This window comes from Halalkalibacter krulwichiae (genome assembly GCF_002109385.1).
Classification (GTDB): Bacteria; Bacillota; Bacilli; order Bacillales; family Bacillaceae_D; genus Halalkalibacter; species Halalkalibacter krulwichiae.
In genome coordinates this window covers 3,148,416-3,174,656 of the sequence record NZ_CP020814.1, presented here as the reverse complement: position 1 = coordinate 3,174,656, position 26,241 = coordinate 3,148,416, and the positions used below count along the sequence as shown (strand labels likewise).

General features: G+C 36.5%; 28 protein-coding genes and 2 pseudogenes. 16 read left to right on the top strand and 14 right to left on the bottom strand.

The features are described 5' to 3' along the window. Positions 1-13: 13 nt before the first annotated feature. Together BkAM31D_RS16050 and BkAM31D_RS16045 are read right to left on the bottom strand one after the other, a co-directional pair. Positions 14-2,524, bottom strand: coding sequence for a CBS domain-containing protein (locus tag BkAM31D_RS16050; protein ID WP_066152838.1), 2,511 nt, complete (start codon positions 2,522-2,524; stop codon positions 14-16). 77 nt (positions 2,525-2,601) lie between these two features. Further along, a complete protein-coding gene (locus BkAM31D_RS16045) occupies positions 2,602-3,207 on the bottom strand; it encodes a hypothetical protein (protein WP_066152835.1) in 606 nt (201 codons plus the stop codon). Positions 3,208-3,306: 99 nt separating this feature from the next. Between BkAM31D_RS16045 and BkAM31D_RS16040 the strand changes: the two genes are divergently transcribed. Further along, a complete protein-coding gene (locus tag BkAM31D_RS16040; protein WP_066152832.1) occupies positions 3,307-3,804 on the top strand; it encodes a GNAT family N-acetyltransferase in 498 nt (165 codons plus the stop codon). 124 nt (positions 3,805-3,928) lie between these two features. Here BkAM31D_RS16040 and BkAM31D_RS16035 read toward each other — a convergent pair whose 3' ends face one another. Together BkAM31D_RS16035 and coaA are read right to left on the bottom strand one after the other, a co-directional pair. Next, positions 3,929-4,516 carry a cell wall hydrolase gene (locus tag BkAM31D_RS16035; protein WP_066152829.1) on the bottom strand — a complete coding sequence of 196 codons (588 nt, stop codon included), beginning with the start codon at positions 4,514-4,516 and terminating at the stop codon, positions 3,929-3,931. Positions 4,517-5,007: 491 nt separating this feature from the next. Then, on the bottom strand, positions 5,008-5,961 hold the full coding sequence (coaA, locus tag BkAM31D_RS16030; protein WP_066152826.1) for a type I pantothenate kinase: 954 nt from the start codon (positions 5,959-5,961) through the stop codon (positions 5,008-5,010). 134 nt (positions 5,962-6,095) lie between these two features. Here coaA and BkAM31D_RS16025 point away from each other — a divergent pair, with 134 nt between their 5' ends. Beyond that, a complete protein-coding gene (locus BkAM31D_RS16025) occupies positions 6,096-8,252 on the top strand; it encodes a DNA topoisomerase III (RefSeq protein WP_066152823.1) in 2,157 nt (718 codons plus the stop codon). Positions 8,253-8,398: 146 nt separating this feature from the next. Here BkAM31D_RS16025 and BkAM31D_RS16020 read toward each other — a convergent pair whose 3' ends face one another. Together BkAM31D_RS16020 and BkAM31D_RS24475 are read right to left on the bottom strand one after the other, a co-directional pair. Beyond that, on the bottom strand, positions 8,399-8,770 hold the full coding sequence (locus BkAM31D_RS16020) for a hypothetical protein (protein ID WP_066152820.1): 372 nt from the start codon (positions 8,768-8,770) through the stop codon (positions 8,399-8,401). Positions 8,771-8,798: 28 nt separating this feature from the next. Then, positions 8,799-8,924, bottom strand: a complete 126-nt coding sequence (locus BkAM31D_RS24475) for a hypothetical protein (protein ID WP_257391582.1) — start codon at positions 8,922-8,924, stop codon at positions 8,799-8,801. 271 nt (positions 8,925-9,195) lie between these two features. Between BkAM31D_RS24475 and BkAM31D_RS16015 the strand changes: the two genes are divergently transcribed. The 3 genes from BkAM31D_RS16015 to BkAM31D_RS16005 all read left to right on the top strand — a co-directional run bounded on the left by BkAM31D_RS16015 (position 9,196) and on the right by BkAM31D_RS16005 (position 11,128). Then, positions 9,196-10,017 carry a DUF2268 domain-containing putative Zn-dependent protease gene (locus BkAM31D_RS16015; protein ID WP_066152818.1) on the top strand — a complete coding sequence of 274 codons (822 nt, stop codon included), beginning with the start codon at positions 9,196-9,198 and terminating at the stop codon, positions 10,015-10,017. Beyond that, positions 10,017-10,286: a YuzI family membrane protein gene (locus BkAM31D_RS24975; RefSeq protein WP_503487635.1), complete on the top strand. Its 270-nt coding sequence runs from the start codon at positions 10,017-10,019 to the stop codon at positions 10,284-10,286. Before BkAM31D_RS16015 ends, BkAM31D_RS24975 begins: the two co-directional genes overlap by 1 nt. A gap of 98 nt (positions 10,287-10,384) precedes the next feature. After that, positions 10,385-11,128 carry a YjbA family protein gene (locus BkAM31D_RS16005; RefSeq protein ID WP_066152813.1) on the top strand — a complete coding sequence of 248 codons (744 nt, stop codon included), beginning with the start codon at positions 10,385-10,387 and terminating at the stop codon, positions 11,126-11,128. 310 nt (positions 11,129-11,438) lie between these two features. Here the strand turns inward: BkAM31D_RS16005 and trpS are convergent. Continuing rightward, positions 11,439-12,430: pseudogene (gene trpS, locus BkAM31D_RS16000) on the bottom strand (tryptophan--tRNA ligase). 209 nt (positions 12,431-12,639) lie between these two features. On the opposite strand from trpS, the pseudogene BkAM31D_RS24885 reads away from it, so the two are divergent. Both BkAM31D_RS24885 and BkAM31D_RS15990 read left to right on the top strand, forming a co-directional pair. Further along, a pseudogene (locus tag BkAM31D_RS24885) lies at positions 12,640-13,109 on the top strand (MGDG synthase family glycosyltransferase); the annotation flags it as partial. 21 nt (positions 13,110-13,130) lie between these two features. Further along, positions 13,131-13,757, top strand: a complete 627-nt coding sequence (locus BkAM31D_RS15990) for a glycosyltransferase (protein WP_371807207.1) — start codon at positions 13,131-13,133, stop codon at positions 13,755-13,757. Positions 13,758-13,794: 37 nt separating this feature from the next. Here BkAM31D_RS15990 and BkAM31D_RS15985 read toward each other — a convergent pair whose 3' ends face one another. Both BkAM31D_RS15985 and BkAM31D_RS15980 read right to left on the bottom strand, forming a co-directional pair. After that, complete coding sequence (locus BkAM31D_RS15985) at positions 13,795-14,886, bottom strand: class II aldolase/adducin family protein (protein WP_066152803.1); 1,092 nt, start codon at positions 14,884-14,886, stop codon at positions 13,795-13,797. A 2-nt stretch (positions 14,887-14,888) separates the two neighbouring features. Further along, positions 14,889-16,127 (bottom strand): zinc-dependent alcohol dehydrogenase, encoded by a 1,239-nt coding sequence (locus BkAM31D_RS15980; RefSeq protein WP_066152800.1) that lies wholly within the window; start codon positions 16,125-16,127, stop codon positions 14,889-14,891. 160 nt (positions 16,128-16,287) lie between these two features. Between BkAM31D_RS15980 and BkAM31D_RS15975 the strand changes: the two genes are divergently transcribed. After that, a complete protein-coding gene (locus BkAM31D_RS15975) occupies positions 16,288-17,166 on the top strand; it encodes a diacylglycerol/lipid kinase family protein (RefSeq protein WP_066152797.1) in 879 nt (292 codons plus the stop codon). A 51-nt stretch (positions 17,167-17,217) separates the two neighbouring features. On the opposite strand, the gene BkAM31D_RS23655 is transcribed toward BkAM31D_RS15975, so the two are convergent. Continuing rightward, positions 17,218-17,361 (bottom strand): hypothetical protein, encoded by a 144-nt coding sequence (locus BkAM31D_RS23655; protein ID WP_157076785.1) that lies wholly within the window; start codon positions 17,359-17,361, stop codon positions 17,218-17,220. Between the two features lie 97 nt (positions 17,362-17,458). After that, positions 17,459-17,623 (bottom strand): hypothetical protein, encoded by a 165-nt coding sequence (locus tag BkAM31D_RS23975; protein WP_169801100.1) that lies wholly within the window; start codon positions 17,621-17,623, stop codon positions 17,459-17,461. A 92-nt stretch (positions 17,624-17,715) separates the two neighbouring features. Between BkAM31D_RS23975 and BkAM31D_RS15970 the strand changes: the two genes are divergently transcribed. Beyond that, positions 17,716-18,273: a TlpA disulfide reductase family protein gene (locus BkAM31D_RS15970; RefSeq protein WP_066152794.1), complete on the top strand. Its 558-nt coding sequence runs from the start codon at positions 17,716-17,718 to the stop codon at positions 18,271-18,273. A gap of 44 nt (positions 18,274-18,317) precedes the next feature. Here the strand turns inward: BkAM31D_RS15970 and BkAM31D_RS15965 are convergent, their stop codons facing one another. Both BkAM31D_RS15965 and BkAM31D_RS15960 read right to left on the bottom strand, forming a co-directional pair. Further along, the gene (locus BkAM31D_RS15965) at positions 18,318-19,301 is read right to left on the bottom strand and encodes a sodium:calcium antiporter (RefSeq protein ID WP_066152790.1); all 984 of its coding nucleotides are present in this window, start codon (positions 19,299-19,301) and stop codon (positions 18,318-18,320) included. 296 nt (positions 19,302-19,597) lie between these two features. Then, positions 19,598-20,134 (bottom strand): HD domain-containing protein, encoded by a 537-nt coding sequence (locus BkAM31D_RS15960; protein WP_066152787.1) that lies wholly within the window; start codon positions 20,132-20,134, stop codon positions 19,598-19,600. 180 nt (positions 20,135-20,314) lie between these two features. On the opposite strand from BkAM31D_RS15960, the gene trhA reads away from it, so the two are divergent. The 6 genes from trhA to spxA all read left to right on the top strand — a co-directional run bounded on the left by trhA (position 20,315) and on the right by spxA (position 24,397). After that, positions 20,315-20,962, top strand: coding sequence for a PAQR family membrane homeostasis protein TrhA (trhA, locus tag BkAM31D_RS15955; RefSeq protein WP_066152782.1), 648 nt, complete (start codon positions 20,315-20,317; stop codon positions 20,960-20,962). Between the two features lie 121 nt (positions 20,963-21,083). Next, a complete protein-coding gene (locus BkAM31D_RS15950; RefSeq protein WP_066152779.1) occupies positions 21,084-21,314 on the top strand; it encodes a MerR family transcriptional regulator in 231 nt (76 codons plus the stop codon). A 50-nt stretch (positions 21,315-21,364) separates the two neighbouring features. Beyond that, positions 21,365-22,561, top strand: coding sequence for a putative glycoside hydrolase (locus BkAM31D_RS15945; protein ID WP_066152776.1), 1,197 nt, complete (start codon positions 21,365-21,367; stop codon positions 22,559-22,561). 252 nt (positions 22,562-22,813) lie between these two features. Then, positions 22,814-23,377 carry a GNAT family N-acetyltransferase gene (locus BkAM31D_RS15940; protein WP_066152774.1) on the top strand — a complete coding sequence of 188 codons (564 nt, stop codon included), beginning with the start codon at positions 22,814-22,816 and terminating at the stop codon, positions 23,375-23,377. A gap of 30 nt (positions 23,378-23,407) precedes the next feature. After that, positions 23,408-23,539, top strand: a complete 132-nt coding sequence (locus BkAM31D_RS24470; protein WP_257391581.1) for a hypothetical protein — start codon at positions 23,408-23,410, stop codon at positions 23,537-23,539. A gap of 462 nt (positions 23,540-24,001) precedes the next feature. Continuing rightward, a complete protein-coding gene (gene spxA, locus BkAM31D_RS15935; protein WP_066152770.1) occupies positions 24,002-24,397 on the top strand; it encodes a transcriptional regulator SpxA in 396 nt (131 codons plus the stop codon). A gap of 43 nt (positions 24,398-24,440) precedes the next feature. Here spxA and BkAM31D_RS15930 read toward each other — a convergent pair whose 3' ends face one another. After that, positions 24,441-25,103 carry a TerC family protein gene (locus BkAM31D_RS15930; protein ID WP_066152766.1) on the bottom strand — a complete coding sequence of 221 codons (663 nt, stop codon included), beginning with the start codon at positions 25,101-25,103 and terminating at the stop codon, positions 24,441-24,443. Between the two features lie 437 nt (positions 25,104-25,540). Between BkAM31D_RS15930 and mecA the strand changes: the two genes are divergently transcribed. Further along, positions 25,541-26,188, top strand: a complete 648-nt coding sequence (gene mecA, locus BkAM31D_RS15925) for an adaptor protein MecA (RefSeq protein ID WP_066152760.1) — start codon at positions 25,541-25,543, stop codon at positions 26,186-26,188. Positions 26,189-26,241: the final 53 nt, after the last annotated feature.

The window sequence follows — 26,241 nt, the reverse complement described above, 5'->3', positions numbered from 1 at the left end:
TGTGCAAGGTAAATTATCGAATCTTTTTATGGAGAGTCAATAACCAATCGTGAGCTTCTTCTTTTGTGTTAATCTCTTCGTCTAATTGAAGACAAGTTAATTGGTGAAAGATATCTGAATAAGTTGGTCCTGGTTTAATACCATTAGCCATTAAATCTTTGCCTGTCAGTAGTACTGGTAATGTTGATGCTTTTTCAATATATGTTTCTAATAAAGGTTCCTGTGTTAAAAGAGCAAAAAGATTGACATTGTTGTTTTGATAAGGAGCAAACACTTCATGAAGCTCACTAAGTGTAGCTTTAGAGTCCCAGTTAATTTCTTCCATTGCTTCTAATTGTCTAATAAGTTGTTGATTGTTTGCTGTAAGCGCATAACGGCTAACCAGATGTTTCCAATTGCTTTTGTCAAAAATGAGAGCTAAAAGATAAACAAAAGGGTCTTCTTCATTTCGTCCTTTCACCGCTCTTATGATGTCTAACTGTTTTTCAGTCACATTTATTCCAAATAGCGATTTCCAAACCCCTAGTTCGTTTAACATGTCAATTCCAGAAATGATTGCATTCTCAGACAGGAGAAGTTTCAATTCATGAAGAAAGCGGGTTGCGCTCACTTGTTTTAATAAGGCACTAGCATCAATTGCAAGGTTACGAGTTTGTTTAGCTAATACATAATTAAAACGGGTAGCAAAACGAACAGCACGAATAATTCTCGTTGGATCTTCAATAAAGCTTAGGGTGTGCAGGATTCTAATTTTTTTACTCGTTAGGTCATCTTGACCTTGGAAGTAATCAATGATTAATCCAAAGTTATTTTTATTTAACTGGATGGCCATTGCATTGATAGTAAAATCTCTTCTTCTTAAGTCTTCACGTAGGTTGGATGCTTTAACTATAGGAAGAGTAGCCGGGGAATCATAATATTCTGTTCGGCATGTGACAATATCGAGTTTCAAAGATGTTGGAGTTGTCCAAACAGCAGTCCCAAACTTTTCATGAACCTTTACTTGTCCACCTAGTTTTTGTTCAAGTAACTGAGCAAATTCAATTCCATTGCCTTCCACGACAATATCTATGTCTTCATTTGGTCGATTTAATAGTAGATCTCGGACAATTCCCCCAATCAGATAAATATGAATGTCATGTTCATCTGCAAGGGATCCAATTTGTAGTAAGAGCGCGTAAACTTCTGCAGAAACTTGTTTTTCAATCAAACCTTTTATCGTGTTTTCTTTAGGACTAGCGCTTTTATGCAATTGTTCAATTACATCTGTCCTAGATAAGATTCCAACCAATTTCTGTTCGTTTAAAATGGGGATACGACCAATATTGTGTCTCATCATCGTTGAAGTAATCTCCTCCAAACTTGCTGTTGGAGGTAGAACAATGAGGTTAGTTGACATGTATCCTTTTACAGGGGCATGTCCTAATCCGTGATGCGTTGCTTTATCGACATCTCTTCTAGAGATAACCCCGACTAGTTCTTCATTTTCATCTAAAACTGGGAAGCCAGTATGGCCAAATTGATACATTTTCTCATGTACAGATTTAATGGAATCTAGCGGTGAAACGGTTTTAACCGGCTTTGCCATTAGATCAGCTGCTGTTACCGTTTCCATTATTAGATCATTTAAATGATCGTTAACCTGTTGAATGACGATTTTAAGTTCTTGTTTCTTTACCGTTGCAGAAGCGGCTTGAGCATGCCCTCCACCGCCAAGTTTTGCCATAAGAGGACGGAGATCCACTCGTTCTGAATTAGCTCTGGCTACCACATAGACATGGTCTTTCATCTTTACGACAGATAGAGCAGCATCTACACTTGCCGAATCTAGTACTTTTCTTGTAATTGTGGCTAATCCACCTAAGTAGTCTGGTTGTTCATGGCTAGTTACAAGAATATTCAATCCTTGTATATCATATTCTTTTCCGTTTGTAAGCAAAGTTTGAAGCAGTTGTTTTTCGTCTGCTGTTAGGACTTGTTCTTTGAAACGATCAATTAACGTTACATCCATATGCTGCTCCTTAAGAGTAGCACCGATAAATAAATCTCGTGCAGTTGTCTGAGAGTAGGTGAAATTACCTGTATCAGAATATAAACCTAAGCCAAACAAGGTAGCCTCGAACGCACTAATTGGTATGGCTCGTTCAATCAATTTCTCGACAAGTAGAGTGATCGCAGCACCGTAAGGCTTAATATGGCGTTCGCCTGTTGAAATATCGCCCTCTTTAGGAGAGTGATGATCATAGACAATTGTATGAACGGTTATTGGTAGTTCCTCGATAGGAATTCCGGTTCGCTTAAGTGAAGCTACATCTACCAGAATTAAAGTCCGAAGCTCTTTCCAATCAATTTTCTCATATTCGATAAATCTCAGCTGATCTCGGTATATCGCAAGAAATGATTTCACAGTAGGATGTTGTTTATCAGTCAATGCTACTTTAGCATTGGGATGGAGTTTTTGAGCTGCAAGTAAACAGGCTAGCCCATCAAAATCTAAATTCATATGCGAAACAATTACATCCATGATAATAAGCTCCTCTTTTTGTGTTCACTTTTTTTTCAGTGTAACAGAAATTGACAATATTTAATAAATAAAAAGGGTTACCCTTCTTTTTCAAATAATAACCCTTTAATATTCAATGATCTAGTTGAGTATGAATGTTCTTCTTTTGATAGATCTCTTGCAATATCATAATATTGGGCTAAGAGTGATTTTTTAAATATGGAAATTACGTGATAAATTTGATCATACGACTGTTTTTTTACGATAGATGGTTTAAAGAAAAGGGTATATTGGGATCCCTCAAATATACCGATAGATTTGAGCTCTTTAGCGTATGCTAAAAATAGCTGATAAATGGTCTGTACATACTTTAATCTGGTATGTGCGTCATAACTAGAAAGGGAGACGATTGTCTGATTATAACTACTTACAAAATGGGAAACAATCTTTTCAAGTTGATTGTCTTGTTTTTGATAGTCAACAAAGGATTGGTTGGGTTGATTTGTTGCAACTAGATCGCGGTTAAAATATCGTTCATAGGAAAGCAACTGGTTCTCTGAAGGGTGGTTCGTCCGATTTTCTCCTTTTTCGATTCGTTGAATGTGTTCAATTTTTTGAATGCTACCGGACGCTGTCATCCGATTAACATAGGAAGAATGGATGCGCTCAGCGTTAAGTTTTGATAAGCGAGAAATCCGTGTCATTTTTAAGTCCACCTCGATTTCCGTAGAGTTATTAAAAAATATTCTTCAATGAGTTCAATTGTTCCTGTCTTTCCTAAGATTTCGAAGGGGGAAATTGTTATGGATGTAAAAAAGCTCGAGAGTGAACATGTGGAGTCATTTCGCACGATTAGACTACAGGCGCTTGAACAAGTACCAAAAGCTTTTGCGGCAAGTTTTGAAGAGGAAGCAGACAAGCCGATAGCGTTTTTTGAAGACCAATTATTGTCTGGTTCGTGTTTCTATGGGTTGTTTAATCATGGGGGAGAACTTGTTGGGATCGTTAGTCTAACTCGGTCAAAATTAAAAAAGATGAAGCATAAAGCGAGTATTGGCAGTGTGTTTATTAAAAAAGAAGAAAGAGGAAAAGGTATGGCAAAAGCATTATTACAATATGCTATGGAATCAGCTAAAAACGAAGGAGTAGAACAGATTCAGTTGGTTGTTGCTGCCAATAACCAAAAAGCCAAACAGCTATATGAATCACTTGGGTTTAAAACGTATGGCTATGAAAAACGAGCGCTAAAGCTTGATCAAGTGTACCTTGATGAAGAACATATGGTGAAAATAGTAAAGTAATTCGTAATTTTGATGCCGGCACCATCTCCATTCTAGTTATTCGCTCTATGTTCATAGACAAAAAAATCCGCTTAGCATGTCTAAGCGGATTCTGCCTTTGTTTAAGGATTAAGAGCTCATTATTTTATTTAGCGAATACATGGTTACCGATTCGAACAGTTTCTGTTCTTGTAGCATTCCAATGGTTTGTTGCGATTGTTGGATTATAAAAGAATACGGAACCAGCCCCTTTTCCATGAAATGCTAGCGCTTCTTCTACCGCACGAATTGATTCAGCATCTGCTGCGCGATTAATGCGACCGTTTTGAACTGGAGAGAAGGCATAGTAACCATTTGACACTTCATTGATGACTCTTGTAATGGAATTAGGAAAATCTGAATGATCCACTCTGTTTAGTACCACTGTAGCAACAGCTACTTTACCAGCATATGGTTCACCTTCAGCTTCTGCACGAACAAGACGAGCTAGTAAATCTTTTTCAGCTGCAGAGATTGAAGCTGGAATGACTAGTTTTTCTCCAACGAAAATAGTTGAAGATGATTTGCTATTAGCTTGTTGAATTGCCTTGGCAGATACACCATATTGCTGACCAAGTTTATAAAAAGTATCACCAGATACAACTGTATGAGTTTTTGATTGTGCATTTGTTTCGGTAGCACCTATCATTAGCAATGATGCAGTTGCACATAAAGTTATTAAAAGTTTTTTCATGAATAACGCCTCCTCGGATAATATGACTCTACTAAACTATCATAAAAACCGAGGGTGAAACCGGTCCAACTTTTTCCAATCAATTATCATAGAAGTCAAACCTTATGGCGGCGTAAGTCTGACTATGCTTTTTTACAGTTTTGTAACGAATAGAACAAAACGATTACAGAACCAACAGAAAAAGGGAAAGGCACCCTTTTCTAGGAAGTAAATCGAGGAAGGCAATGGCTCCGCACGCTGCGCGCTTACCTTGAGAACCCCACTCAAGGTGAGCTTAAAAGAAGGTAGCGGCTCCGCGCATTGCAAAGAACCAACAGAAAAAGAGAAAGGCACTCTTTTCTAGGAAGTAAATCGAGGAAGGCAATGGCTCCGCACGCTGCGCGCTTACCTTGAGAACCCCACTCAAGGTGAGCTTAAAAGAAGGCAGCGGCTCCGCGCATTGCAAAGAACCAACAGAAAAAGAGAAAGGCACTCTTTTTCTGTTGGTTCTTTTACATTTTTTTTAAATGGACTTCTTCGACTTTGTGGTGTTTTCCTTTTTTTAGAATTAGGTCTGCTCTGTGGCGTGTTGGGCGGATGTTTTTTTCGAGATTGATTCCGTTTATTGTTGTCCAAATATCTCTTGCAAAATCATGTGCTTCGGAATCTGATAAATGACGATAACGATGAAAGAACGACTCTGGTTGTTGAAAAGCAGTCTTTTGTAGTAATTTAAATCGTTCAATATACCATGTCAGTATGTCATCTTCTTCTGCATCAACAAAAATAGAGAAGTCAAAGAAATCTGAAACGAACACATGGGGGATTTTACGGTTTTTCTTATTAACTTGTAAAACATTGATACCTTCTACGATCACGACATCTGGTTCGATAATATGTTGAACTTCATTTTGCAAAATATCATAGGTTAAATGAGAATACATAGGGACTTCCATGTAAGCGGAACCAGATTTTAATTCGTACAAAAAGCGTATTAAACGTTCAATATCATAGCTTTCTGGGAAGCCTTTGCGTTTCATTAGTCCTCTTTCTTCAAGTACAGAATTGGGATAAAGAAATCCATCCGTAGTGACTAAATCGACTTTCGGTGAATTTGGCCATTGTGAACAAAGTGCCTGGATAAGTCTAGCTGTTGTGCTTTTTCCGACTGACACACTTCCTGCTACGCCAATAACAAATGGAACTTTTTTCGTTTCCTTTTGTAGAAAGCTATTGACACTTTTATGTAATTGTACTGATTTGGTCATATGCATAAACAGTAGTTGAGATAGTGGTAAATATATGTCAGAGACTTCTTCGGCAGAAATCGTCTCGTTGATACTACCTACTTGTGCTAATTCCGAAGGTGACAAAATAGCCGTTGACGTTTTCGATAATTTAGCCCACTCAGCACGAGTAAAGGGTGTATACGCTGATAAAGGCACGGACTTATTTAATGTAGTCATCGTTTTCTCCTTTTATTGGGAAAGAATTTATCTCTATTGTATAGTATTACTTATTTATTGATAAGTAGTAATTTTCACTAACTGATAGTCGAATACGTTATAATAGATAAAAATATAAGAGAGGAACGAGCGCGATGAAAGTAATTATAGCAGAGAAGCCAGATCAAGCAGTGAAATTGGCAGCCCCATTTTCCTCAATAAAAAAGACTGGATATATCGAAATAAAAGCGACTTCTCTGTTTCCACAAGGTGCATACATTACTTGGGCTGTTGGGCATTTGTGTGAATTAATTCCTCCAGAAATGTATGATCAAAAGTGGAAGACTTGGAAATTAGAAACGCTTCCTATCATTCCAACAAAGTTTGACTTTAAAGTTTCAAAGGGGAAAGAAAAACAATTTAACGTTATAAAAAAGCTAGTAAATGACCGCAATGTATCTGAAATTATCATGGCAGGAGATGCAGGAAGAGAAGGGGAATTAATTGTACGCTTAATACTTAATCAATGCAAAGTTAATAAGCCGTTAAAACGGTTATGGTTATCTTCTTTAACGAAGTCAGCTGTGGAAGAAGGGTTTAAATCTTTGCGTTCTGAAGAAGAGACAAGGCCGTTATACTTTGAAGCAATAAGTAGAGCTTGTGCAGACTGGTTAGTCGGAATGAATGCCTCAAGAGCGTATACTTTGCATTTGCAAAGGAAGGGAGTGAACGATGTCTTTTCAACTGGCCGTGTACAAACTCCTACTTTAGCACTCATCGTAAAAAGAGAAAGGGAAATTGAGGCTTTTAAACCAGAACCATTCTGGGAAGTAATTAGTACTTTTAATATAAATGGAAAGAAGTATCAAGGAACATGGCATAAAGACGGACAAACGCGTATACAAACGGCGGAGATGGCGAAGAAGATAGCCGCTTTTTGTGAAGGCAAAGAAGCATTAATTACAGACGTGAAAATAGAAGAAAAACGGTACCAACCTCCTTTTTTGCCGACACTTTCAAGTCTTCAAACAGTAGCAAATCAGCGCTTTAAATATTCGCCTAAAAAAACACTCGACTTAGCACAAAAGCTTTATGTGAAAGGTTATATTTCCTATCCAAGAACGGATTCAGCCTTTGTGACAAAAGGAGAAGCAAGTACATTTCCTAAAATACTTAAGGCGCTTTCAAATAAAACAGAGTATGCCCCGTATTTTCCACTTCCCAAACAATCGCTAATTGGCAATACACGATACGTAAATGACAGGAAAGTTACTGATCATTATGCGATTATTCCAACGGAACAAATCCCTCAATTGGATCGTCTTACTACCGAAGAGCGAAATATTTATGATTTAGTTGTCCGCTCTCTCTTGGCAGCTCATGAAGATGAGGCTATTATATCGACGACAAAAATTGAAACGCTTTGTGACAACCGAGCAACATTCCAATCAAAAGGGAAAATGATTAAACAACAGGGATGGCGTATTGTTTATTATACGGATAAAAAGAGTGGAAAAGAAGAAATCTACTTGCCGAATGTGGAAAAAGACGAAAGAGGCATGGTTCAAAAGATCACAGTTAAAGAATCTGTGACACAGCCGCCAAAGCGTTTTACTGAAGGTCAATTGATTAATGTCATGAAAACAGCTGGAAAACAAATAAATGATCATGAATTAGAGAAGATTTTAATGGAATCACAAGGATTAGGAACTGAAGCAACAAGAGCAGGGATTATCACGGTTCTAAAAACTAGAGGCTACATGACAGTTAGCCGAAATATAGTTGCACCAACAGAAAAAGGGCGCTTACTTATAGATGCTTTAGGAGAAAGTTTATTAACTTCAGCTGAGATGACTGCAAAATGGGAACAGCGACTTAGAGAAATCGGAAAAGGACAAGCGTCTTCTACAGATTTCCTTGAACAGACGAAGAAGCTAGTTAATCACTTAATCAGTGAAGCAGAACAACAGATTACGTTGTTGGATCTTTCAAGTCATGATCTCTCTGGATTTCAAAGAAAAACAAAAAAGGGCAAGCGAAAACCTGCTATAGTCGGGATGTGTTTAGAATGTGGAGGAACAATAATAGACCATGGACAATTCTACGGTTGTTCCCAATATAAAGCGAGCAATTGCCGCTTTACTATTTCGAAAACAATATTAGGAAAGAAAATGAGACAAAAAGATATAAAGGCACTTTTAAAGGATGGCAAAACTGAGGTATTATCAGGCTTTTTAAAAGAGGGTCAATCGTTTCGTGCGGCTTTAGTATGGGATAAAGAAAGGAAAAAGATCACGTTTCATTATACATGACAAGGTTTATCTCAACAGCCGGATCAGTGCTGATAAGAACACCGGCTTGAGTAAACACACTCTAGCGAAGCTATAAAAATTGTAGGGATTCTGCTCATTGCTTAGGGATCATCTCAAAAGGTCAAACAGACCATTTGAGATGATCCCTATTTATCTTTTAGTAAAGAAGATATAAAATCACCAACTGGTACATCACGAACCTGATCGACAAGTTTATCTAATTCAGATTGTTTTTGGACTTGGAGCGAGCCTTCAAGTAGTACCTGAATCGTTTTATCTTTATCAATTAATATCGATTGAACACGTAAGGCATTTGTTAAAAGTGCTGTAATGACAGCAATTTGGTTGGGAGTAATTTTAGCTTGAGGATCAATCGCCCTCCTTGGAGGCTGTTCTGCATTTTGTTGTTGTTGTATATTTTGTTGTTGCTGCATGTATTGCGATTGTTGTGCTGGATATATTGGCGGAGGCTGGTATCGATAAGGATTGTGATGATAAGGTGGGTCATTGCGTCGCATCCAAACCCCTCCCTAAATAGTATTGTAATTAAAATAATAGTAAAGGACTTTGAGGAGCATCAGATTCCACATCTTCATATCTTGTTGTAATAAAACTGATTACTAAAAAAACCGTTACAACTAACAGAATTTTTTGACTGAAGTCTCCGTCCATACTTCCACCTCTTATTATTAATATTTATGTATCCTATTCATGCTTCAATCATTTCGTTCATCTCTAGTTACTATTCATACAAAAACGATGGTAAATTGATCAACCTGCCTTGAAAAATCAAGAATAGGTGTCACGTTATTTCACATCTATAATGCTGATGCCGTTAGCTATAGCTATGTACCTAGTTTTAACGATTTTAAAAAAAGAAGGCGGAAGTTGGTTCATTCTAGACAGCCTCTTCATATAGTAATAATAAGGGGGATATCATCACATGGGTGTTGTTCGTACGGATAAGTGGCTAGAAGCATATTTGTTTAAGTGGAAAAAAGCAACTTCTATACATGAAAAAATAGAGTGCCAACGTGATGTCATAATCCAACCATTAAGTGAGATTTTCTTAACGGAAGATTTGTTTGGACTTCAGCATTATTTAATACAAATGGGGTTATTTGGTGCTGAACAGGCAATTGAAAAGGAATATGAAAAATGGACGCAACAGATGCCTTGGTCTACCATACAACGCCAGTTTGAGGAATTAAAACATAAATGGGCTGGTCCTGACGTGAAAATATATGTATTGCCATTAAATGACCAAAACTCCTTTCTAGAAAAGGAATTAGGTTCTAAGACAGGATTAACGATTGGGAATGCGATTTTGTTATTTATACGATCATACACAAAAGAAGAAGATCTAAAGGCTTTAATTACTCATGAATACCATCATGTATGCCGATTAAAGCAAACAAAGCAAAAAGAATCATCGATGATTCTTTTAGAGTCAATGGTGATGGAGGGGCTTGCTGAAATTGCAGTTAAAGAAGAGGTTGGTCAACATTATTGTGCACCATGGACGACTCGTTACGACCAAGTGTGGGAAAGTCAATTGTATGAGCGCTTGATTAAACCCAATTTATATATAAAGGGCAGAACAAATCATCACATCTTTCTTTATGGTGATGAGCAAAGAGGAGTACCTTTATGGCTTGGGTATTATGTTGGCTATAAAATGGCCGACACGGCTTTAAGAAAGATAGATAGAAGAGATTTAATTTCAATTCCAGCTGAAATCATCCTTGAAAAGTCAGAAATCTAATGAAAAGGAGGAGAATAATATGGGGTGGACGGTTTGGCGTGATAGCTCATGATTCGATTATTCTTTGTGTTTTGTGGGTTTATATTTGCTGTAGTAGGGGAATAAGCATTTTAGCCTATTTAAATTTATTAACAGCAGGGTATGAATTCTCAATGTATGTTCATTTCATTTTAAGAAGTGTTGAATTTTATGTTTTTATAGTTGGAATTTTGATGATCATAGGTGCCTTAGTTTTTCCGACTAAAAGAAAGGCCAAACAGAAAAAATAATGTTAAATTGGAATGAATTGAGAGTCTGTGGAATAAACTGGGTGTCCCTTGCCTATACTGAGGAATACAAAAGGATTTTTACGGTAAGGGGGTCTTATATGGTCCATATCAGGGACGTATGGGTTAATTGGTTTGAAGGTGAGGAGAATGGCTATAATGTATGTGATTTTCATGAATGGAGAAGTGATGACAGAATTGAAGTATTAGACCAAGCAATACTAGTCTTGGTTAGTTCAAAACTTTTTCATTATATTGAGAATAACCTCTCAGATTTGCCTGATGAATTGTTAGCTGAAGTTCACCAAGAAAGTTACTTACGTAAAAACATGTCACGGATTCAATTAGATTATTGCTTTATTGCAACTGACGGTGAAAAAATCATTGCAGTGGATACAATGGGTTATAAAACACCTATTCGAAAAAGTCGCCTCACGCCAAGGCAAGAACAAATGGTGTATGAACAAGTAAAGCAAAACCAACTTGAGATGTTCGACTTACATGGGGAGTATGAAAAAGAATATCACATTTTGTCTCCACATCCAGAGGAGTTAAGAGGTCTAACGCGTAAAGAACGTCAATTAAAACAACTGTTGTATATGGCTTTAGATCAACTTTATTCTCAAGGTACAGATGCAGAAGTTCGCTATTGGTATACAGAGTGGAGTCCAAATGATTATATGCGAATTCAAATGCTTGAAAGAGATCAAGCTTGGGAACAACTATATGCAGAAGTTCTTGAAGGTTGGTCGGAAAGGCATCTTCAACTTTGTGAAGCGATGGTAAAAGGACAAGCATTTTTTGAAAAGTTGTGGGAGCTTGAGCAAGGTGCAAGTGTAAAATAATGAACGGTTTGTGAATTCGTCTTTTCTTCAATTTGAAAAAGGACAAGATCTATTTAATCATCCATTTACATCGAATGTGAACTCTCCTATAATGTTGAAGTAAGTGCTATCATAAGGAGGGGACAATATGGATAACTTTGCTTATGCAGTGATGCAAATTTTAACAGTTGTATTATTAGTAGGAACTCTTGGCCTTTCATTTTTCGTTGGAAAGGTAATGAAAAAAAACGCAGGTTATTAATAAAAAAAACAAGGACAGGTCTAACGCCTGTCCTTGTTTTTTATTTAAATTGGTCTTTTACTAATGATGTTATTTACGCTTTTTTCGACCGAGACCCATTGCATTTTCTGCTTTCTTAATCATTTTAAACGCGACTTTATTCGCTTTTTCAGCCCCGTGGTCAAGAATTTCATCAAGTTCATCAGACTCAATTAATTCGTAATAGCGTTGTTGAATAGGCTGAAGAGTATTCACAACAACCTCAGCTAAATCAGCTTTAAATTCTCCATAACCTTTTCCTTCGTAGCTTGTTTCAATTTCGTTTATCGATTTACCCGAACATAAAGAGTAAATTGATAACAAATTTGAAACGGCGGGCTTCTCGTCACGATCAAATCGAATACTTCCTTCTGTATCGGTCACCGCGCTCTTAATTTTCTTTGTAATTGTTGATGCATCATCCAGCATTGAGATATAGCTTTTAGGATTAGGGTTTGATTTACTCATTTTTTTCGTTGGATCATTTAATGACATGATTCTTGCCCCGACTTTTGGGATCTTTACTTCTGGAATTGTAAAGATGTCATTATATTTCTTATTAAATCGTTCAGCTAAGTCACGAGTTAATTCCAAGTGTTGCTTTTGATCTTCGCCAACAGGAACAATATCTGTTTTATATAAGAGAATATCCGCCGCCATGAGAGGGGATAAGTAAGGAGGGCAGAGGAGACAGCTTCCTTACCATCAGACTTATCTTTAAATTGCGTCATTCGCTCTAATTCACCTATGTATGAAACGCATTGCATCAGCCATCCGAGTTGTGCATGAGCAGGTACTTCAGATTGAATAAACAAAGTAGCTTTTTCATGATCAATTCCAACAGCTAAATATAAAGCAGCTAAGCTTCGAATGTTCTCTCGTAATTTTAAACGATCTTGAGGGACTGTAATTGCATGTTGATCGACAATACAGAAATAACAATGATAATCATTTTGCATCTCAACAAAGTGCTTCATTGCTCCTAGATAATTTCCCAGTGTAAGTGTTCCACTAGGTTGAATCCCTGAAAAAACGGTTTTCATTAAACATTCATCCTTTCCAATTCAAAGAAACTTTTCATTTTTCGATTTCCATATAATCCAAATCATATCAGATTGTGACGCAAAAACATAGGACTGTGAAGACCAAATTTTTCAGGCTATTTGAATGAATGTAATTTTAGATAAAGCAAAAACTAAGTTTACGTTAAATGGACCGATTGAGTGTACTGTGAAGAAAGTGAGGTTCGCTTATGAGTCAGATTACGATCTTTTCCGCATCAATCGGGAATGGTCACAATGAAGCTTCAAAAGCGTTGAAGGAGCAGTTAGAACTAGAAGGTGAAAGTGTACAAATTATTGATACATTTCAATCCATTCACCCATTGTTGCATAAGACATTTTTAGAGCTCTATTTAAAAATGATTGAGAAGACCCCTAGGTTATGGGAAGGCTTTATAGATATAGTGAAGAATATTCATGGTTTTTAGTAATGGATCAATTGGGAACATTTTTCTGTGAGAAATTAAATGGAATAATTAAGAATCAACGAACGAGTGTCATGATTTCAACACATCCCTTTGTTACGGCTTTTTTGTCTAAGTTAAAGAGAAGAAAGAATTTATCCATTCCTCTCTATACAGTCATTACAGACTTATATCTTCATCCTGCTTATGTGAGGCCTGAGATTGATGGATACTTTACCGCTTCTCCACATATAGATCAGTTTGCGAATGACTATAATGTGCCTATTAGTCAGTTGTTTTGTACTGGGATTCCGATAAAATCGATACCCGATGTCAGTGTACCAAGGTGGAAAATTCGAAATGATTTACATCTAAAACCAGATGAAAAAACAGTCCTAATTACTGGGGGAGGTCTTGGGTTAGGGAAATATATTGAGGTATTAGAGAAAATTGAAAATCTAGAAGATCAAGTCCAAGTGCTCTGTATGACGGGTACAAATAAGGATTTAGAACAAAAAATTAAAAATTTCACGAGTAAACATCGGGTTCATGTCATTTCTTATACAGACCGGTTTACCGATTATTTAAGAGCAAGTGACATTATTTTATCAAAAGCAGGAGGGCTAACGATGGCAGAAGCTCTTGCTTGTGAAACACCTATCTTAATTTATGAACCCGTACCAGGACATGAAGAGGATAATGCAAAATTTTTGATAGACTTTGGAACAGCTGTTAAGGCTGAGATTATTGAAGATATTCCTATATTACTTGAAAGAATGTTATATGATGAAAAGCATTATAATCAGTTAGTAAATCATGCAAGAAAGTTAAAAAAACCTGATGCAGCTAAACACATTGCATATGTTATTAAAAAATTAGAGTTAGCTAATCAGCAAATTTTATAATAAATGAAGGGTGGCTAAGTGAGCCACCCTTCATTTATTAAGACATTGGTACTTGGCGTTGTATTTTCCCTTCAATTCGATTAAAGATGTTTTCAAGTGAAGGGCCGGTTATCGTTAAACCGTGATTTTTTAATCCAATAATGGTCTCGGAAGGATTATTAGATTCTCGAATTAATTTTGCAACTGTCTCGGCCAGTTCAATCGTTCCGCAAGGATAATTGATTTCTGTTGCAGTAATTCCATCCATCCAAGCATGGATATGAACAATCGCTCCGACGTCCGGATGTTCCTTGTAGATCATCCAATGTTCAATAGCATCAACTGAGGCTCTTTTAGGTGTGACATTTGGAGGAATGCTTACTTCTATAAAATTATCATGATCGTTATATCCTTTAATGTAGAGAATATCTCGACCGATTTCTTTCATGTTTGCTTTATCGATTCCACTTGCGCTCATCCAAAAATGATCTTTGTCCGATCGAGCGCTGAGATTTCCGTAGCTTAATCCACCAAGACCATAAAGTTTCTTTAAATGACGCATATCACGATCATTTAAATACTTATCAAGAGGAAACGGTGCTGGTAATAAGTCCAAATCATCTAATTTCTTTCCGGATTTACTTAACTCATTTGTAATCTCATCACCTTGCCAAAGTGATGAAGGTAAGTCCTCGATAAAATGGTTATCAATAACGAGACGAGAACAAGTTAATGGTTCTAGACGTTTATAAATCTTGTTGAGAAAGGTTTGCTCATCATCACCTTCATGGTAGGAAATAGAATAACAACCTTGCTCAGGTGTCAAGAAATGCACATCTGTTTTTCCATGTTGATGATTGATATACATAAAGTGATTAGCTAAGGAACGAACTAGAAATGGATATATGTCTGTAAATAGATCATAGGGTTTCCCTTTGCTTTCTAAAATGCCAACGACAAAGGTTGCCTGAGCTTTCCGACGAAAAGGTTTGACCTCGTCTTCGGTTACAAAATGAAAGACGAGTTGTAACGGATCATTGTGATTGTCCGTGTATGAAAATCCATTTGCTGAAAAAGTAGAAACTAACCCTTGCGACATCCATTGCAGAAATGAGCTAGAAGGACTTGAGCTTAATGTGAAATTTTTCATTGTCAGCCTCCAATAGTAGTTTGATCATGGTTGAAGATTACTTTTAAGGCATTTTCGCGATTTCTTTTTTTAATTGTATTAAAAGCTACTTTATATTCGTTTAGCGGATACTGGTGCGTAATCAAAGGAGAAAGATCGACTTTGCCTCTCTTCATTAATTCAATAGCAATTTGAAGAGTATTGATTTTTCTTCCTTCAAATTCGTTAGTACTATAGGCAAAACAACCTTTAACTGTTAATTCATTTAACCAAACTGTTGTCCAATCTATTTTTTTCATGATGCTTGCTAATCCTAATATGACAACAGTTCCCCCACTTTTAGCAAAACGAAGAGCGTCTGTCACACTTTGTTTTCTGCCGACACATTCATAAACAATATTAGCTCCTCCTTGAACAACTTCAGGTCCAAAGACAGGCTTTAATGTTTCTGCTCCAAAATGATTGGCGGTTTCTTCTACATAATCTCGATTTAAATAGATAACCTCATCAGCTCCAAGCGTTTTTGCCATATCTCCTTGGAACTTATGTTTGACTAAAATAGCTACACGACAGTTATAACCAAGAGCTTTAATGGCAGCAACGACCGATAGTCCAATGACACCGGCTCCGATAACAAGAATTCGATCGCCATCTTTCGGAGGGTTTCTTAGTACTGCATGTAGAGCACAACTAAATGGTTCGACAAGAACTCCGTTTAAATCATTGACCTCATCGGGTAAGGGAAGAACCTGACTTTTATGAGCAACTAAGTAAGGGCTCCAACTTCCACCTGTATCACGACACGCTCCAATCAACAAACCCGAGTCTATTTCACCTTTTGTTTTTTGTTCACATAAGCTTTCATCCCCTCTGAGACATGAAGGGCAAGGTTCTAACCCCCTGCTTTCACACGATAAAATAGGATTAACCACTACACGTTGACCGGTTGACAGCTTTTCTACTTTTGTTCCTAACTCCGAGATAGTTCCTACAGCTTCATGGCCAATCGTAAAAGGAAAAGAAACGTATGGAGAAGTAGAAGGGCTGTCATGAAGAAAAAGTAGGTTCATGTCACTACCACATATCCCGCCGTATTTAACTTTTATTTTTATCCAATCTTGATTAGGTAGGCGGGGTTCGTCAGTCTCTCCCCAGTGTAAACACGAAAATCGTGGGTTCCAATGAATAGAAGGGACCCAACGTCCAAGGGTCTTTGTAAGAATGTATTTTGGAATGTTAAAATTAAACTGTAACGCGTTCATAAGATCACCTCCCTAATACATATTTCAGTAGTAACGTAATTACTAGTAATTTGTACAAAATAAAGGATATTATTCATATTCTTCCTTTTAAATGGCATAATTATCATTGTATATTTAGAGTGGAAGTGGGCAAAATACGTGCAAAAAGGGGGTGTTTACAATGTATTATTTTATTGTAAACAAGACATCAGGGAATGGTCGTTCAGTCAAGGTATGGAGTGAGATTGAAAAAATACTACAAAGAAAAGAAGTTGAGTATTCGGTAGTGCTTTCTGAGAATAAAATTGAATTATATGAGTTTATTACAGATTTGAGACAGTCAAATGAAACAGTAGATGGAGTGATTGCGCTTGGGGGAGATGGGACCATTCATGAGATTATTAACCATTTGCTTGGAATGAAAGTTCCCTTTACTGTACTCCCTACAGGTTCTGGAAATGATTTTGCTCGTGCAAGAGGGATAACGAAAAATTATGAGCAGGAAATTGATAAGATATTGAAAAAGGAGCATCAAAAAATAGATTTATTGAAAGTGGGAGATAAGCATTGTATGACCGTTGTGGGGATTGGTTTCGATGGAAAAGTAGCGAAAGAAGCGAATGAATTAAAATTAAAAAAGTGGTTAGGCGGGCTAGCTTACTTAATCATAATATTTAAAGTATTAATATGTTATAAGCCTACTTATACGAAACTTATGCTAAATCAAGAAGAGCGTATTATCGAAAAAGTATGGCTAATCGCAATTGCTAACCACCCTTATTATGGTGGAGGAATGAAAATATGTCCTCAAGCTACGAGTGATGATGGGAAACTTGATATTTGTATTATTCATAGTCTTCCTAAATGGCGATTGCTTTTTCTACTGGCTGCAGTCTTTAAGGGTAAACATGTGGACATGAGTGGGGTAGAGTATTTACAAGTAGAGTCAATTGAAGTAGAGACAAATGAACCTTTATATGTAACGGCAGATGGAGAAATCATGGGTCAAACACCCACAGCCGTTACGGTAAATAAGAATGCCCTACATGTTCTATCATAATGAATGAAAGAAATCTGACCATTTATAAATAGAGGGTCAGATTTTTTATGTTTACGTTTTATGAATGGAAGTTGACATTTTTGTAGAGCGTTTATTTATGGGTTGTTCTTTATGAAGGTCTTCATACTCTAAAATAAAGAGGAGTTTAACAAATTGACTTAAATAGGCTTGCATTGTTGTAACCAAATTATTCATACATATTACCTCCTTATGTAGAAATGGTTGTAAAGATAATATGTACAGTACGAAGACTTTTCATGCGGTACGTTGTATAAAAAATGTTTCTTTCTCTTTAGTTCTTCCTCCTCTCATTCATTCTCAAAATCCAAAGGACAATATTAATAACTGCGATTAAATAAAAAAGCCAAGTAACGGTTGCCTCTGCTTGGTAAGAATAAATCACAAAAATAACGAGTGCTAAAATAGCTACTAATTGAAAAAGTTGAATCTTAGTCAAAGCAATCTTCCTCATTTCGCATTAATTTTCTTATTTGGACATACGTTAGTATAACAGACATTTTAGAAATGAGAGTGAAAAGAGGCGTGTGTATGAAAAAGAAGCAAGCGTTTTATCGGAGTATTCTTATTATCCTCTTATGTAGCGTTGGTTTTATGTATAGCCAATCTGAAAGTTTATATCAGAAAGTTGAAGAGGCAGTTGCAGCTTCCGTGCAAAAAGGTGTTCAAGTAGGTCAAGAAGCGTTACCGATTGAGCTAACGACATTAAATGGAAAACAAGTTTCATTGGATGATTATATCGGTAAGCCTGTTGTTATTAATTTTTTCGCAACTTGGTGTGCTCCTTGTCAAGAAGAAATGCCTGTGATTGTAGAAATGGACAAGAAATTAAAGGAAAGGGGAGGAGTTCTTTTAGCGGTTAACATGACGAGTCAAGAAACAAGTAAGGAAGAATTACGGCCATTTCTTCAACATTTTCATGCAAGCTTTGACCCTTTACTAGATGATAAAGGAGAGGTAATGAAAAAGTATCAATTAATTGGAATACCCACAACGGTTGTCATCGATGAACAAGGCGTCATTATACAGCGGATTAATGGCATACTAACATTTGACCTGATGGAAGATTTAGTCATTTTCCGCGATTAGCGTTAAAGAAACACCACCGATAAGCCTCGGTGGTGTTTCTTTTATTATTGGATAAAGATTAAATAGGACGAAATAAAGTATAAAATAACTAGTATTAATGATGGAATGGCATAGCGAAATGTTGATTCTCTTGGCTTACGAATAAGTGAGTAAAGAATGACAACGGATAAAATGCCAACAGCAGCAGCTGTAATTTGATGAACATTAGATACAGCAGAAATGATCGATCCTTTTTGATAGAAAATGTCAGAAGCTCCAAGAATTAAAATGTTAAAAAGATTACTTCCTAAAATTGACCCGATCGCAAGGTTGTAATTACGAAGTTGAAGCGCAACTAACACGGCAACTGCTTCTGGTAACGAAGTCGTCGCGGCAATGAGAAAGCTTCCAACAAAACTTGCCCCTAAACCTGTGATGACGGCTATCTGATCTCCTGTAATGGTTAGGAGTGTTCCGGCACCCATAATAACTAACGCTGCAACAATAAAGCCGATAATAGCACGTCTGAGTGAAATAGCAGACATGTTGTATTCTTCTGGTTCGACTACAGGTTCTTGAGGATTTTTCTTCGTTAAATATGACACATACCACATTCCACCCACATAGATTGACATTAGAATCCAAACATCAATCCCAATACCCATGAAGGAATAATCAATTCTAAGTGATAAAGCAAGGAGAGCAACAATTGCAAGTATTAATCCAAGACTTGCAGTGTATAGGTGAGATCTCTCTGCATATTGGAAGATCTGTTGCTTTCTAAAATATAAATCAAAGCTTGCGATGATTAATAAATTAAACATGTTACTCCCGAACACATTACCGACGGCTATGTCAGGACTATCAAGGACAATGGCAGAAACACTTGTTGTCACTTCCGGTAAAGACGTTGCACCAGCGAGTAATAGTGTTCCTACTAGCATGCCGCCAAGGGAAGTTTTTTCCCCGATTGTGTCGGCATATGTAGATAATTTAATTGCAGCGATTACGGTTAGGATGGCTGCAAAGATAAAGCCTAAAAAAACCATAAAATAATTCCCCCTAAGAAAAAAATGACAAAAAAAGACCCTTTTATGAGAGTCTTCCCCAAAATAAAGACTCTCATAAAAAGGTCTTGCGTACTTTAAGTAAAAGAAATACTACTTAAAGCTCAATGAACCGAGTGATCGTAAATCACTGTCATGACGACTCATTGACCAAAAAGGTCGCTACTCCCCTTTTTAGGGTATTTTCTTGTGAAATAAATGTAGCATGGTATCTAAGGAACGTCAATCTATTTTTAATTGTCCCCATGAATGAATTGAGAAATTCACGGGGCTCTTAATTATATTGATCGTTTCATTTCTTCTGGATTCATAATACTGTTAATTTGATCATCTAGACGAATTAGCATTTTTCTTGCACGCTCGTCTGATATCTTTCGATAGTGATGTTCTCCACCAGGTTCTTCATCTAACGAATCTGCCATTGCAACAACATGCTGGAGTGGATTTAATTTTAAATAGCCATCCGGTAAATAGGAGTCGGTGTGTAAAAGGATAGCTAATGCAATTTCTTTTGCAGTACGTGGGTGCTCTCCCAGCCGTATTAATAATTTGTGCGCTCGCTCAGATCCTTTGATCGCATGTATATCGTTTTCTTTGTATAAGGCATAGTCCCACTTCCCATCTCGGTACCAAGTATAGTGCCCAATATCATGAAGGAATGCAGCTTTCGTAGCAAGGTCTGGATCTACTTCGTACTTTTGAGATAGTCGAAAGGCATGATAAGCACAAGCAACTGCATGGGCCATCCCTGAACGTTTTACATATTTTTGAGTAATAGGGTGATCAAATAACTGCACTAACGTAACATGTCTCATGTGACATTCCTCCTTATCTAAGTTGTCAAATAATTTGACTTCTAAAAAGTGTATTTTATCTATTATATAGATTTTTTGTTATTGGTGCAAGATATAATAAATGTGCTAGAGTGGAAAATTTGTTCAAATTAGGTGTATAATGAATGAGCAAGTTTTTTAGTGGAGAAGGGAGTCTCTAACATGGCAACAACACACACTTTTTCTAAAGGTGAAGAAATAGCTAATGCCATTACCCATGGCATAGGTGCTTTATTAAGTATTGCTGCATTAGTCTTACTTGTCGTTTTTTCAAGTTTGTATGGATCGGTATGGCATATAGTAAGCTTTACCATTTATGGAGTGACGATGTTATTACTGTATTTTTCATCAACGATGGTTCACGCATTACCTGCGGGGAAAGCAAAAGATTTATTCGAGATATTTGATCATTCGTCGATCTATTTATTTATTGCTGGAACGTATACTCCGCTATTATTTATTGTCGTTCAAGGAGCCTTAGGCTGGACGTTATTTGGAATTGTGTGGGCGATTGCAACAGTCGGGATTATCTTTAAGGTTTTCTATGTGAAAAAGTTTCTTTTTCTTTCAACGATTTTTTATATCGTAATGGGTTGGCTTGCCATTTTTGCAATCAAACCGATTGTTCAAATCTTACCAACTAGTGGAATTGCCTTATTATTCATTGGAGGAATTTGTTACACCGTTGGTACTGTTTTTTATGTGTGGCGTGGCTTTAAATACCATCATGCCATTTGGCATTTATTTGTTCTAGCTGGAACGATCTTTCACTTCTTCTTAGTACTATTATATATTTTGCCAATTTCGTAAGTGATTACTTGTTTGGCCGATTAGAGCTGACATATAGGGGATAGTCTCTATTTATGTCAGCTTCTTTACTTGAAATTGTCACTTTCTGAACAAGAGTAATGTTAAAAAAGGAGGGAAATTAATGTATGTGAATGTCAAAGAGTTAGCAGAGTTTTTAGAGTTGGCAGAAGAGTACTTAATAAGGCAAATTCAGGTAGGTCATATAAAAGCTGTCCATGATGGCAAACAGTACTTAGTCAACAAAGATCAATTCATTTGGCATAAGGAACAACTAGACATAAAAAGAAAACAGCTAGCACTGGAAACAGAGGAACCGATTCCTGAAGATTGGGATGCTAAAGATGAGGATTAATACATAAAATAATGATGTGAACACAAAACCAAATAAAAAGGTGTGGTTTTATGCGAAAGGTGGTATTTGTGCTCATGCTTTGCATTCTTGGCTTAGTCGGGCCTTTTTCTGCACAAGCAGAGCAGACAGAGTCAAACGTTGCAAGAGAACATCAGTTTAAGTTTGGGAAGAAGACGCCTTTTAGCATTCCCGATGAAGCAACAAGATTCGCTTTTCAATCAGGTTACACATTTGACTATCCTGAAGACGGGGTGCGAGGGATTTATGTCACTGGAAATACTGCTGGCGGGCAAAGATTTCAGACCCTCTTAGATTTAATTAACTCAAGTGAGCTGAATTCTATGGTTATTGACATAAAAGATGATCATGGGTATTTAACTTATCTTCCTGAAGAAAGCTCACAGTTTAAAGACGTTTCTAAGAACTACATTACTGATCCGAACCAATTAATGAAAACTCTAGAAGAAAATCAAGTATACCCAATTGCGCGGATCGTTGTCTTCAAAGATTCAGTCCTCGCTAACAAAAGACCAGAGTTATCATTCAAAGAAAATGGTGATGTTTGGAAAAATAATAGAGGTGAAGCTTTCGTTAATCCCTTTTTAAAAGAAGTTTGGGATTACAACATTCAGATTGCTGAAAAAGCAGCCAAGCTAGGTTTTAAAGAAATTCAATTTGATTATGTACGCTTTCCCGAAGGTTTTGAGCGTCGAGATGAAATGTTGGAATATGAAGTAGGCACGTATAAAGACGGTGAGAATAATGTAGAAAGACGAGTGGCTGCTGTATCAGATTTTGTTGCTTATGCAAAAGAACAGTTAGCTCCTTATGGAGTGGATGTTTCTGTCGATATATTCGGATATGCAGCAACAATTGAAGAAGCACCAGGGATTGGACAAAACTTTGCTAAAATCTCAAGTCATGTCGATGTAATCTCTTCCATGATTTATCCAAGTCATTGGACACCTTATTTTGGCATTGATAAACCTGATTTATACCCTTATGAACTGACAAAAGCTTATGCAGAAGTTGAAAATAAGGTATTAAATAATATAGAGAATCGTCCTACTTCCAGACCCTGGATTCAGGATTTTACAGCAACATGGTTGGGTACAGGAAACTATAAACAGTATGGAAAAAAAGAGGTTGAAGCCCAAATTAAAGCGTTGCAGGAAGAAGGAATAAATGAGTTCCTGCTTTGGAACGCTTCTAATCAATATACAGAAGGTGTTAATTATAAACCATGAGTACTCAATAGATGGCTTTAAGGTAATTCCTTATTGTCATCTTTTTGTTTGGCAAACGATCATGGGCTACGTGTTAAGAATCAATTGTGACAGGTTAAGGAGGAATGCCGTGTAATTGTATGTCACAGATGCATAAACTATAGAAGTTACGGCAAAAGCAGAATCTTCCTGTTAAATGATAAAATAAGGGAGTTTATGCTTTTTTAAAAGATGAATATACTATAAGTATCATGAGTAGACGGAGGTCGAATAATGAACTGGTATGAAAAGCTAAATAAATACTTTCCGATAGAAGAGATGAAATCAAAAGAGCATATGGATCTACTGTTAAAGGAAAAGGCCGATATTTACCATAAAGATGAAGGCCCTAATCATGTTATGATGTATGTAGAAACAGATGATTTCGTTTTTGTTGATTATCTATTTGTTTCGAAAGATGCAAGAGGGCAAGGGCTTGGAAAGAAGCTGCTTAACGAACTAAAGGAAAAGGGAAAGCCAATCATTCTTGAGGTTGAACCTGTAGATTATGAAGATACTGATACAAAGAAAAGGCAGCGCTTTTATGCCAGAGAAGGATTTAAGCACGCAGAATCAATAGGTTATAAAAGGCGGTCTCTTGCTACAAACGAGGTAAATGAATTAGAAATTCTTTTTTGGTCTCCAACGGATGATACAGAAAAGAGTATTTACGAAAAAATGAAGCATACGTACGAAAATATTCATACGTATAAAGACAAAGAATTATATGGTGAGGCATATGAAGATGTAGATGTTGTCCTAACGTATGAAGCTGAGAAAGATCAAGCGAGTCTTTAAACTGAATCGTTCAATAAAGAGGTGATTCGAATGAAGAGAAAGACGTTACAGCGTAAGAAAAAGCGTGGTTGGCTTAAAAATCTATTGAAGAAAAATGCCGGAAAATGGCGTCTTAAACCGAAAAGGAATCCGATGCCGCAATCAAAGAGAACAACTGCATAAGTTATACTTTAGTAATATCGTGATAAATGGTGACTGTAAAGGTGAATTCCCTTTCAGTCACCATTTTTTTAATTAATGTTTTTCTTATCACTTGGTCGTTCTTTAAGATGTCAGTTGCGTAATAATGTAAAAATCTATTTGAATTATTAAGAAGTGTGTAAAAAGATATGGAGGGATTCATACACATTATGAAGGTGTGACATTCATGTGACAAGTATTAGTCTAAAAGAAGAATTATTATAAAAGAACTAAATAAACATATTTGTTTAGAAAAGATTTTCTTGTTATAATAAGTTTATAAAATCATATAGAGGGTATACATTTTGTATAGCGTTTAATAAATGTATAATAATTTATCGATAATATATATACAAAAGTTAAACAAGAAAGTATAATGGCTATGTGATAAATATTTGATAATGACAATAAAGATCTCAAACTTGAGAGGAGAGGTCCGATTATATGGTTACATTGCTTACATCACCAAGTTGTACATCATGCCGAAAAGCAAAGGCATGGTTAGAAGAACATAATATTCCTTTTGAGGAACGAAATATTTTTGCTTCTCCATTGACGGTTGAAGAAGTAAAACAAGTAGTTAGAATGACAGAGGATGGAACAGATGAGATTATTTCAACTCGTTCTAAAGTATTTCAAGAGTTAGAGGTTGAGTTAGAGGCGTTGCCTTTACAAACGTTATTTAAGATTATTAGTGAGAACCCTGGCTTACTTCGTCGCCCAATTATCTTTGATGAAAAGCGTCTACAAGTTGGTTATAATGATGCAGAAATTCGTCGTTTTCTTCCTAGGAAAGTACGTACTTTCCAATTGCAAGAAGCTCAACGACTAGTTAATTAATTTGGAAAACCCTTCTATTTAAGAAAATAGAAGGGTTTTCTTCTTATTGTGCTTTTGCCCATTTAACACGGATTATACCGGCTATAATGACACCAGCTATGATGATGACTTTAAATAAAAACGTGAATAATGGATGTTGGCTAAATAATGGAGCAAGCATTACCTCATGTGTAATCATTCGGCTTGCAGTGAAAGCAAGAATGCCTGCACCAAAGTAGACGATAATCGGAAATCGATCAAACGCTCTTAAAATTAATTTGCTTCCCCAAATAATGATAGGAACTGAAATAATTAGACCTAGCATTACTAATAGAGTGTCTCCATGAGCAGCTCCGGCTACGGCAATGACATTGTCAAAGCCCATAACTAGGTCTGCAATAATTATTGCTTTGATTGCACTCCATAAATTCGTTCCGCCTTCAATGTTCCGATCATCTGCATGATCGGTTAATAAACTATAAGCGATATAAATCAGCAGGGCTCCACTTATTGCTAAAAGGAAAGGGATTTCTAGTAATTGAACGGCTACAAGCGTTAAGCACATTCGTGTAATAAGTGCTAAGCCAATACCGAGAACAATTGCTTTATTCCGTATTTCTTTAGGCAAATTTCTACAAGCGAGAGCTACTACAATCGCATTGTCTCCCCCTAATACAATGTCAATTCCAATAATCGTTAAAAGTGAAAGTAGAAAATCCATATCCATGTTTTTTCATCATCCTTTGGCGTATCCACATTATTTGTTTCATATTGGTCAATATGAACTCATACAATGATCTTAGCTTAGTAAGTTTGAGTGAGAGGGCTTGTCTCCCTACTAAGAAACAATATGGCCTATCAAAAGAAAATATGATTGGAAACAATGTTTTTTCAAAAATATGATCGATTCTGGTTTTTAGATTTCCAATTTCAAAGGATTTATCATAAAATAGAAGTAAGCATTCTTTGCTAGATGAGGAATAAAAGGTTGCCCACAAGATTCAATCATGCAGGAAGGTAATTAGAGCACGAATAACGAATTTAATGATGTAAGAAGTTATCTGTGTGCAGCATTATCCTTACTAAGGATTTGAAGGGGGTTAGAACAAAGGCCTCATCAAGATTTAATCCATGCAACCAATACGAGTAGGAGGGAGAGCGAAAATGGATATTGAACGCGTAAATGATACAACCATTAAGTTTTATATAACGTATACAGATATTGAGGATAGAGGCTTTGATCGAGATGAAATTTGGTACAATCGTGAGCGTGGAGAAGAGCTCTTCTTCGAAATGATGAACGAAGCAAATGATCGAGATGATGAGTTTGAGTTAGAAGGACCACTCTGGATTCAAATTCATGCACTAGATAAAGGATTAGAAATTGTCGTTACAAGAGGTCAAGTCTCTGATGGCAATGTTAAGCTTGAAATACCCGTTTCAGATAGGGATTCAGGAGATACTAATCTGATTGATTTAATGGCTGGTAATGAAGAGGATGAATTAGAGCCTGCTAATGATCATCTTGAGATAGTAATTGGCTTTAGAGATTTCGAGGATATTATCTCGCTTAGTCATAATTTCTTTATAGATGATTTATATAATGAACTTTATCATTTTGAAGGAACGTACTATTTATATGTAGTCTTCAATGATGAACGCTATAACGAAGATGAACAAGATGATATGCTTAGCCAAATGCTTGAATACGGCTATGAGTCAGATATATCAATTTATCGAATGATGGAATACGGTAAAGAAATCGTTAAAGAGAATGCATTACCTGTCATTCGAACTTCTTTCTCAAAATAAACTAAATGAAGAAAGATTTTAACATTTTAGGGGAAGATCCTTTTGGGTCGATT

Excerpts from the sequence above, each read along its gene's own strand:
- BkAM31D_RS16050 (WP_066152838.1), bottom strand. The coding sequence starts at position 2,524 with ATGGATGTAATTGTTTCGCATATGAATTTAGATTTTGATGGGCTAGCC.
- BkAM31D_RS16045 (WP_066152835.1), bottom strand. The coding sequence starts at position 3,207 with ATGACACGGATTTCTCGCTTATCAAAACTTAACGCTGAGCGCATCCAT.
- BkAM31D_RS16040 (WP_066152832.1), top strand. The coding sequence starts at position 3,307 with ATGGATGTAAAAAAGCTCGAGAGTGAACATGTGGAGTCATTTCGCACG.
- BkAM31D_RS16035 (WP_066152829.1), bottom strand. The coding sequence starts at position 4,516 with ATGAAAAAACTTTTAATAACTTTATGTGCAACTGCATCATTGCTAATG.
- coaA (WP_066152826.1), bottom strand. The coding sequence starts at position 5,961 with ATGACTACATTAAATAAGTCCGTGCCTTTATCAGCGTATACACCCTTT.
- BkAM31D_RS16025 (WP_066152823.1), top strand. The coding sequence starts at position 6,096 with ATGAAAGTAATTATAGCAGAGAAGCCAGATCAAGCAGTGAAATTGGCA.
- BkAM31D_RS16020 (WP_066152820.1), bottom strand. The coding sequence starts at position 8,770 with ATGCGACGCAATGACCCACCTTATCATCACAATCCTTATCGATACCAG.
- BkAM31D_RS24475 (WP_257391582.1), bottom strand. The coding sequence starts at position 8,924 with ATGGACGGAGACTTCAGTCAAAAAATTCTGTTAGTTGTAACGGTTTTT.
- BkAM31D_RS16015 (WP_066152818.1), top strand. The coding sequence starts at position 9,196 with ATGGGTGTTGTTCGTACGGATAAGTGGCTAGAAGCATATTTGTTTAAG.
- BkAM31D_RS24975 (WP_503487635.1), top strand. The coding sequence starts at position 10,017 with ATGAAAAGGAGGAGAATAATATGGGGTGGACGGTTTGGCGTGATAGCT.
- BkAM31D_RS16005 (WP_066152813.1), top strand. The coding sequence starts at position 10,385 with ATGGTCCATATCAGGGACGTATGGGTTAATTGGTTTGAAGGTGAGGAG.
- BkAM31D_RS15985 (WP_066152803.1), bottom strand. The coding sequence starts at position 14,886 with ATGAAAAATTTCACATTAAGCTCAAGTCCTTCTAGCTCATTTCTGCAA.
- BkAM31D_RS15980 (WP_066152800.1), bottom strand. The coding sequence starts at position 16,127 with ATGAACGCGTTACAGTTTAATTTTAACATTCCAAAATACATTCTTACA.
- BkAM31D_RS15975 (WP_066152797.1), top strand. The coding sequence starts at position 16,288 with ATGTATTATTTTATTGTAAACAAGACATCAGGGAATGGTCGTTCAGTC.
- BkAM31D_RS23655 (WP_157076785.1), bottom strand. The coding sequence starts at position 17,361 with ATGAATAATTTGGTTACAACAATGCAAGCCTATTTAAGTCAATTTGTT.
- BkAM31D_RS15970 (WP_066152794.1), top strand. The coding sequence starts at position 17,716 with ATGAAAAAGAAGCAAGCGTTTTATCGGAGTATTCTTATTATCCTCTTA.
- BkAM31D_RS15965 (WP_066152790.1), bottom strand. The coding sequence starts at position 19,301 with ATGGTTTTTTTAGGCTTTATCTTTGCAGCCATCCTAACCGTAATCGCT.
- BkAM31D_RS15960 (WP_066152787.1), bottom strand. The coding sequence starts at position 20,134 with ATGAGACATGTTACGTTAGTGCAGTTATTTGATCACCCTATTACTCAA.
- trhA (WP_066152782.1), top strand. The coding sequence starts at position 20,315 with ATGGCAACAACACACACTTTTTCTAAAGGTGAAGAAATAGCTAATGCC.
- BkAM31D_RS15950 (WP_066152779.1), top strand. The coding sequence starts at position 21,084 with ATGTATGTGAATGTCAAAGAGTTAGCAGAGTTTTTAGAGTTGGCAGAA.
- BkAM31D_RS15945 (WP_066152776.1), top strand. The coding sequence starts at position 21,365 with ATGCGAAAGGTGGTATTTGTGCTCATGCTTTGCATTCTTGGCTTAGTC.
- BkAM31D_RS15940 (WP_066152774.1), top strand. The coding sequence starts at position 22,814 with ATGAACTGGTATGAAAAGCTAAATAAATACTTTCCGATAGAAGAGATG.
- BkAM31D_RS24470 (WP_257391581.1), top strand. The coding sequence starts at position 23,408 with ATGAAGAGAAAGACGTTACAGCGTAAGAAAAAGCGTGGTTGGCTTAAA.
- spxA (WP_066152770.1), top strand. The coding sequence starts at position 24,002 with ATGGTTACATTGCTTACATCACCAAGTTGTACATCATGCCGAAAAGCA.
- BkAM31D_RS15930 (WP_066152766.1), bottom strand. The coding sequence starts at position 25,103 with ATGGATATGGATTTTCTACTTTCACTTTTAACGATTATTGGAATTGAC.
- mecA (WP_066152760.1), top strand. The coding sequence starts at position 25,541 with ATGGATATTGAACGCGTAAATGATACAACCATTAAGTTTTATATAACG.